The organism is Devosia sp. (assembly GCF_036406155.1).
In the GTDB taxonomy this organism is placed as follows: domain Bacteria; phylum Pseudomonadota; class Alphaproteobacteria; order Rhizobiales; family Devosiaceae; genus Devosia_A.
Genome location: NZ_DASWVV010000130.1, coordinates 1 through 1,508, shown reverse-complemented (window position 1 = coordinate 1,508; position 1,508 = coordinate 1). Strand labels below are relative to the sequence as shown.

Sequence of the window (1,508 nt, the reverse complement as noted above, 5' to 3'; positions counted from 1 at the left end):
GTCGGCGGCGATGACGCCGGCGTCGGCCAGCCGGTCGAGCACCATGTTGCGCGCCCGCAGCGCCGCCTCGGGATCGCGGTCGGGCCGGCGAAGCTCGGGCGCCTGCGGCAGCGCCACCAGCAGCGCCGCCTCGGCGGTGGTCAGCCGGCCCGGCTCCTTACCGAACCAGGCGAGGCTGGCGGCGCGGATGCCCTCGATATTGCCGCCATAGGGGGCCAGCATCAGGTAGAGGCCGAGGATCTCCTCCTTGCGCAACTGCCGCTCGAGCGCGTCGGCGTGCAGCATCTGGCGGAGCTTGCCGGCGAGGCTGCGGGTCGGCTGCTGCTCGAGCAGACGGGCCACCTGCATGGTCAGGGTCGAACCGCCCGAGACGATGCGGCCGCCGGCGCCGGCGAACTGCAGGGCGGCGCGCAGCATGGCCGGCCAGTCGATGCCTTGATGGGCGAAGAAGTCCTGGTCCTCGTAGGCGACCAGCATGTCGATGAAGCGGCGGTCGACCTGCTCCAGCGTGACCGGCAGCCGCCAGCGCCCGCCGGCGGTGGTGAAGGGCCGCAGCAGGTTGCCGTCGCGATCGACCACCGCCGTCGACACCTCCAGGGCGGCAAGGGCCGGCGCCGGGGGCAAACCGGCGGCGGCGCCGGCCAGGAACGTACCGGCCCAGATGGCCCCGCCACCGGCGAGCCCGGCGGCGAGGAAGAGGGCGGCGGCGAGGAGCCGCCGCGGTCTCACCGGCTGATCTTGTCCGCCGGCCCGCCCGGCTGCGCCGGGGCAGCCGGCGCCGCCGCGGCGGCGATGTCGAGCCGGCCGGCATCGGTGTTGGCGCGCCGCTCCGGCCGGTACATGTCCTCCACCGTCGCGCCGGGCAGCACGAAGCTGCCGGGGGAGGTGGCGCGCACCATGTAGGCGGTGGAGAAGCTGCGGGTCTCGGAGACGAAGCGGAAGGCCGCGACATAGGCGTCGGTGCGGGCCTCGGCGTGCGCCGGCGTGTCGACCGTGAGCCAGGCGAAATCGCCGACGCCCGCCCCGGCGGCGAGGTCGGGATTCTCGATCTCGAAGCCGGCAGGCAGCGGGTCGGCGACGATGTACTGGCCGGAGCCCAGCGCCTCGGCGGCCAGCGACAGCACCACCACGAAGCGGTCGTTCTGGGTGACCGGATCGACGGCCGGATCGAAGGGCGTGCCGTCCGGCAGGTACCAGGCGCGCGCGATGGTAAAGCCCGCGCTCGCGGCCGGCGGCGGCGCCTCGGGGATGGCCGCCACCGAGAGCTTCACCTCGGTGGGCTGGTTGGAGGTGTTGGCAACGACGATGTCGCCCTGATTGAGGTCCTCCTGGTCGTAGCGGCGGTAGGCCGAACCGGTCAGCGCCTCGCCGTCGATCGTGATCTGCCCGCCGGCCGCCTCGCGGGCGAGCGCCGCGGCGGCGACCAGCGTCCAGGCATCCTCCTGCGTCGAGGTGTAGCGGGCCCGGTCGCGCCCGTCGGCGAGGGCGGCCGCCAGCGCCGCGACGTC

The 1,508-nt window shown here is 74.7% G+C and carries 1 protein-coding gene and 1 pseudogene; both read right to left on the bottom strand.

The window, feature by feature from the left end:
* On the bottom strand, nucleotides 1-729 hold a 729-nt coding region (locus VGD93_RS08305), incomplete at its 3' end, for a transglycosylase domain-containing protein (protein WP_395011021.1).
* Nucleotides 726-1,508 (bottom strand): annotated as a pseudogene (locus tag VGD93_RS08300) (alpha-2-macroglobulin family protein); the annotation flags it as partial. The gene VGD93_RS08305 and the pseudogene VGD93_RS08300, both read right to left, overlap by 4 nt.